Source organism: Desulfomicrobium macestii, from assembly GCF_014873765.1.
GTDB lineage: Bacteria > Desulfobacterota > Desulfovibrionia > Desulfovibrionales > Desulfomicrobiaceae > Desulfomicrobium > Desulfomicrobium macestii.
This window is the reverse complement of the sequence record NZ_JADBGG010000070.1, coordinates 1-5,624: the sequence shown is the minus strand read 5'-3', so window position 1 is coordinate 5,624 and position 5,624 is coordinate 1. Positions and strand designations below refer to the sequence as shown.

General features: G+C 43.9%; 4 protein-coding genes. All 4 read left to right on the top strand.

What is annotated here, in order from left to right:
* Nucleotides 1-120: 120 nt before the first annotated feature.
* The 4 genes from H4684_RS20205 (at nt 121) to H4684_RS20190 (ending at nt 5,528) form a co-directional block, all read left to right on the top strand.
* Nucleotides 121-2,265, top strand: a complete 2,145-nt coding sequence (locus H4684_RS20205) for an alkaline phosphatase family protein (RefSeq protein ID WP_225940588.1) — start codon at nt 121-123, stop codon at nt 2,263-2,265.
* A 16-nt stretch (nt 2,266-2,281) separates the two neighbouring features.
* Complete coding sequence (brxL, locus tag H4684_RS20200) at nt 2,282-4,333, top strand: protease Lon-related BREX system protein BrxL (protein ID WP_192625137.1); 2,052 nt, start codon at nt 2,282-2,284, stop codon at nt 4,331-4,333.
* A gap of 194 nt (nt 4,334-4,527) precedes the next feature.
* Entirely contained in the window at nt 4,528-4,845 is a 318-nt protein-coding gene (locus tag H4684_RS20195; protein ID WP_192625136.1) for a hypothetical protein, read from the top strand.
* Between the two features lie 215 nt (nt 4,846-5,060).
* Nucleotides 5,061-5,528, top strand: a complete 468-nt coding sequence (locus H4684_RS20190) for a hypothetical protein (protein ID WP_192625135.1) — start codon at nt 5,061-5,063, stop codon at nt 5,526-5,528.
* Nucleotides 5,529-5,624: the final 96 nt, after the last annotated feature.

Below are 5,624 nucleotides of genomic sequence, written 5' to 3'. Positions count from 1 at the left end.
CCAGAGAAGGCCCTCGATTGTTCAGAAGTATTTCCACGGACAACATGTTCGATACGCAGCCTAAAATGTTAACTGTTTAGGGCTCGGAGTAATATCGATGAGTCCGGCGATGCTCAGTTTTTGCTGAAGGCTATCGAGGGTGAATATACCATCCACCAAGCGAATTCTGAGTTGGAAGAGCTGCATATAAAGTATCTCATTGAGAAAGCACAGCCCAGCCACGAACGCTTCCTCGTTTATACCCGTTCAAAAAAGGATGATCTCAAGTTCATCCGGGAATATTGCGAGACCTGCGGATGCTTGGAGATCCGTTACCTTCAGAACTATATCAAGGACAAGGTCCACCAGACGCTGAATCTGAATATCAACCTTCCCAAGGATGAGTTAATTGCGGCAGCCAAAGTCAGTGTTGGTAAGGACCGCACGTACTGGATGGATCTCAGCCACAAAGGTGCTACTGAAATCTTTGACCTGAACAAAGAGCTGCTGCCGTTTGTGCATGATCCCGACACTTATTCGAAAGAGAAGTACGATGCACAGCTTCGAGAAACCTTCTACAGAAAAGTCAATGAGCTGCTTGGACAGGATTACTTGAGCAAGCCCGCTTCTACGCTGGCCGGTGAGGTGGTAAAAGCCATGCTCGATGGTTTGGGGGCCGGTTGTTGCAACAAGACACTTGAGGCGGTCTATAAGGGCTGGCTTGACTCCGTCTCTTTCCGGGGATCATTCAACGGACACCTTGGCAGCTATAAGCTCAGCTCGGATCTGGATATCTGGAATGTCAGTATCCATCACCCATTCCGGCAGGTGGATGAACGGTGGCTGGCTGAAATCGGCAAAAAGATTTCCGATAAAGTGCACATATCAACAACCCTGGCTAAATTGCGCCAGCGAAATCAAAGCAGCCAGGCACAAGCCCTTGGCATTTCCTTTTGGAGTGATGTGATCGCTCTGCTGGAATTTGATCCGAAGGATATCGCTTACCTGAGCTCATTCACTGAGTGCGTTGAGTTTTACAAAAAGCATTTTTGCAAACTTGATACCGCCATCAGGAATCTCTACGCAGAATTCCTCAATAAGAAAGTGCTCCTCGAACCATTTCAGGAGCTTTATAAAGAGCATGCATCAGTCTTTCTCGACCAATGGTTCCGCTTCTTCCGCGACTACCAAGAAAACCAGACCGGGACCCTTCAGCGGATCATTGACGATGCTGACGGACTGAAGACAGCAGTAATTGTCGGGGATGGCGTGGCCTACGAGATAGCGGAGCTTGTGGCTGCAAAGGTCAAGGGTTCGGCGAATCTCAGAAAGGAAGCGATTCTTGCGGATATTCCATCCGAAACTGAAAACAACATGAGCCGCATCTACATGGCCAATGGGGTCACAGAAGCCATCCAAGGTAATCGCGAGAAATATCTGGCTGCACAGAATCTTGATGTCAGCATAGACTTTATCCAACTGGATGAGGTCACTGACGAGGCTCACCCGGGGCAGTTTTTGATTTGCACCTACAAAGACATCGACAGCATGGGTGAAAAACTCCAACAGAAGGCGCTAAAATATTTCCCAGAAACCATCGACTTCTTTGCCGAAAAGATATCGCTCCTTCTGGCCAGTGGCTACGCCAAGGTTTATCTAATTACAGATCACGGTTTTGTGCTGACGGGATTATTGAGTGAGGCGGATAAAATTTCCGTTTCACCGAAAGGCAATTTCGTGAAAGCAGAACGCTATATCCGTACAGAGACCAAGCAAACAGATCTGGCACCTGCACTAATCGAGGTCGAAAAGCGTTATAAGCAATTCGGCTACCTATATTTTTCTCAGAATATCAGTCCCTTCAAGACTCCAGGTTTGTACGGCTTTTCCCATGGCGGGGGGGCGCCGCAGGAACTTGTTACGCCTTATTTCTGCTGGGAACGATCCGGTGGTCCAGAGGCTTCGCTGAGTGTCTCGATTGAGAACAAAGATGATTTGAAAGATGTAACCGGTGAACTGTTTTCAATCAAAATTCTGGCAGATAAAGGAGTCGGCGATCTGTTCTCCATAGAGCGAAAGGTCCATCTGGTCTTCTTTGCCAATAAAGCGCAGGTAAACAAAAGCAATGTCTTCATTATTCATAAGAATGAGCGGATTACGAAGGAGTATACGTTTGATGGTCATTCAGAAATTGAAGTCCACCTTTTGGATGCCGTTACCAAGCAGCAGCTCGACCGTGCCGTTGTGAAACAAAATAAAGACAGAGATTTAGGCGGACTTCTCTAATGATAAGGAACTGATTATGGCAGTATTGAATGACTTAGATACGAAGCTTCTGGAGCATTTCAGAGGCTACGTGGTCAAGAAAGACCTTGTCCTATCCGTAAAGGTTGGGGCCAATGTGCCTGTGTTCGTTCTTGAATACTTGATAGCCAACTCCTGTTCCACCGATGACGACGAAAAAATCCGTATCGGCATGGAGAACGTAAAAAAGGTTCTTAGCGAACACTATGTAAATCCAGAAGAAAGTTCTCTGATTCATTCGAAGATTCGCGAGAAAGGCCGTTACAAGATCATCGACAAGATCTCCGTGGAATTGGATTCCAAGAAGGATATTTACTGGGCGAAACTTCAGAACAGTAATATCAAGAATGGAAACATCAGTGACGGATTGGTGAAGCAGCATGAAAAAATGCTTATGGGCGGCATCTGGGCCATTATCGATGTAGAGTATGATCCCAACATAAGAATCGGGCAGAACATTTTTCCGTTTGTCATTACCCAGATCAAGCCGATTCAACTCTCCAGCTTCGATAACAGCAAGATCCTCAACAAGCGTAAGGAGTTTACCAAGAGTGAGTGGCTTGACGTCCTTTTGCGAAGCTGTGGCTATGAACCGAATGCGGAAGGTGTCTCTGACCGCATCAAGATGCTCCTGCTTTCTCGACTGCTGCCGATGGTTGAGTCGAACTTTAACTTCATCGAGTTGGGGCCGCGATCTACGGGTAAGTCTTTTGTCTTTAAAGAGCTCACACCTTATGCAGTGCTGGTTTCCGGTGGTCAGGGCACGGTAGCCAAACTGTTTGTCCATGGGTCGACCGGGAAAGTAGGCGCGGTGGGGCAGTGGGATGCAATCTGTTTTGATGAAGCTACCGATAAAATATTCAAAGATCGGGATGCAATTCCTTTGATGAAAGACTACATGGAGTCAGGTTCTTTTTCCCGGGCAGGTTCCGGTGGCGAAATCACTGGCGTCGCATCCATTATCCTCAATGGAAACATCAATCAGCCAGTAGAGACGGTTCTCCAGACCTCACATCTGTTCAGCCCGCTATCCGATGAGGTCAACAGCGATACCGCTTTCCTTGATCGCATTCATTTTTATTTGCCTGGCTGGGAGATGATCAAATTTTCCCCAAAGCATTTCACATCCAGCTTTGGATTCAGTACGGACTACTTCTCCGAGGTTCTCAAATCATTAAGGCGTGTTACCTATACCGACGCGCTCGAAAAGTATTATTCCCTTGGGGCACATCTGAAACAGCGTGACACCAAACCTGTCAAAAAAACCGTTTCTGGGTTGATCAAACTGATGCACCCCGACGGAGAGTATACGAAAGAGGACATCAAAGAGTACCTCGAAATTGCTCTCGAAATGCGCCGACGTGTTAAGGAGCAGTTGAAGCGGATCGGAGGCATGGAATTCTGGGATACCAATTTTTCCTACATCGATAAAGAAAGCCAGGAAGAATTTTTTGTCGGCCTACCAGAGGAAAAGGGTTCACACCTTATTGAGAGCACGCCATTGCCACCAGGCATTTGCTATAGCAGCACGAGTGACGGCGAAAACGTTGCTCTCGTGAGAATCGAAACCGTTGCTGTCGCGGGGTCTGGAAAACTCAATATTACTGGAGTCAACAACACGGCGGTAAAGGAAAATATCAAGAACACCTACCAGTACATTAAGGCCAACGAAAAAACGATCCTGAGTGATAAGCACTCGCTAAAAAATTATGACATCACCATTCAGGTCACCAATCTTCTCGGCGCGGCGATCTCATCGGGGATAGGGTCGGCCGTTTACATTGCCATCGTATCGGCTCTCTACAAAAAGAACCTCAAGGCCGGTCTTGCTGTACTCGGCAATATCTCTGTGGGTGGCGCTATCGAACGGGTGATTAACTTTGCAGACAAAGTCACCATGCTCTCCGAAAACGGGGCGAAGAGCGTAATCGTCCCGATGGACAATCTCAATGAACTTTCAAATGTGCCGCCGACTGTTCTAGGAAACACGGATGTTCCGTTCTACCAGAACAGTCAGATGTTGATGCAGAAAGCGATACTGTTGGACTAGTTTCGAGGAAAAGTGTTGAGTGCGCAAAGGACAGGTGCTTAGCAGCCCAGTACAAGCGTTTAGTATCGCCCTAAAAAATGATAAACAATGTATATTTAGACAAGTTATTTCATGATTTTAAATTAACATGACTAGTATCTACATTATTTGAAGCAAATAATTGAAAATTTACGTCATCGATCAAGGAGTCATTTGTGGCGCTAAACCAAAACTACTATGAATTATCGTTTGAAAGTTTTGAACTTGAAAAAGTTTCAGGACATAAAAGCCCGAAACAACTCAGACTTCTCAAAAGCCAGACAATCCCAAGTGAAATAGAAAGTGAGTGTAACAATAAAAATATTTCACCGTTCATACTACTTACAGAATGCAGCAAATCACTTTTATTGAATTATCCAATTGGGACAAAATTTAAATTAAAAGCAAAACTTACAGACAAAGAAAATGAAGGTCTATTTCTATACAGTTATTTTGGATGGAAACCTTTAGAAATAATACCGCCAGCACCTTAAATACTCGGCGTTAACCCAGATATGGAAGAAATATCCATCGCTAGCCTTACGAGCTCAAGGCAAATAAATGGACAGGGATTAGTCACCAGACATCTTGCCAAAGACTAAACACTTGCAGATATCAATTGTATAATTACACACTTTTAACTATTTCATCAGAAGTATGTAAATTATCATTTCTCCAGTACCGGAGAAACATTACCCATGAGGTTTCCATGAGCAAAGGAGGATATATTGGAGGATCAACCATTTTATATATCAGTAGCAAATGCTCATCTGAAATTGAATATATAGGTAATTCTCCAGAATTTTTTTTCCACTGCGAAATATGCAAATTAAAATTTTCTTATATAAAATATTTTGAGCATTTAAAAAATGAACACAATTTAAAAGGATGCATAGCATGCGGACATCCATACGAAGATACCGGGGAAGAGAAACATATTTGCCAGAAATGTGGAAAATTTATTCGTCTTAAAAAGTTAAAAAAACAAAAAAATATTCAGAATTTGAAGAAAAAAGTGGTTTCAAATAAAAATTTAGATAAATCGGAAGTTTTGAAGAAAAATGACACAAAAATTGATATAAATCTTAAAAATACAAACAAAAAAGCGAATAATACTTTCGGATTATCAATAAAAGACTTGATAATGAGAGCAATGGCAGAGAAAGAGAACACTTAATTGTAGTAGTTCATACTTGATCTGACAGTCGCCCTTTTAACGGGGTGCAGGTCTGTCGGATTTAGTTCAAGCCAGCGACCTTTTCCTGCCAGATGC

What these genes read in the sequence shown, in the direction of transcription:
- brxL (WP_192625137.1), top strand. Translation starts at nt 2,282, where the DNA reads ATGGCAGTATTGAATGACTTAGATACGAAGCTTCTGGAGCATTTCAGA.
- H4684_RS20190 (WP_192625135.1), top strand. Translation starts at nt 5,061, where the DNA reads ATGAGCAAAGGAGGATATATTGGAGGATCAACCATTTTATATATCAGT.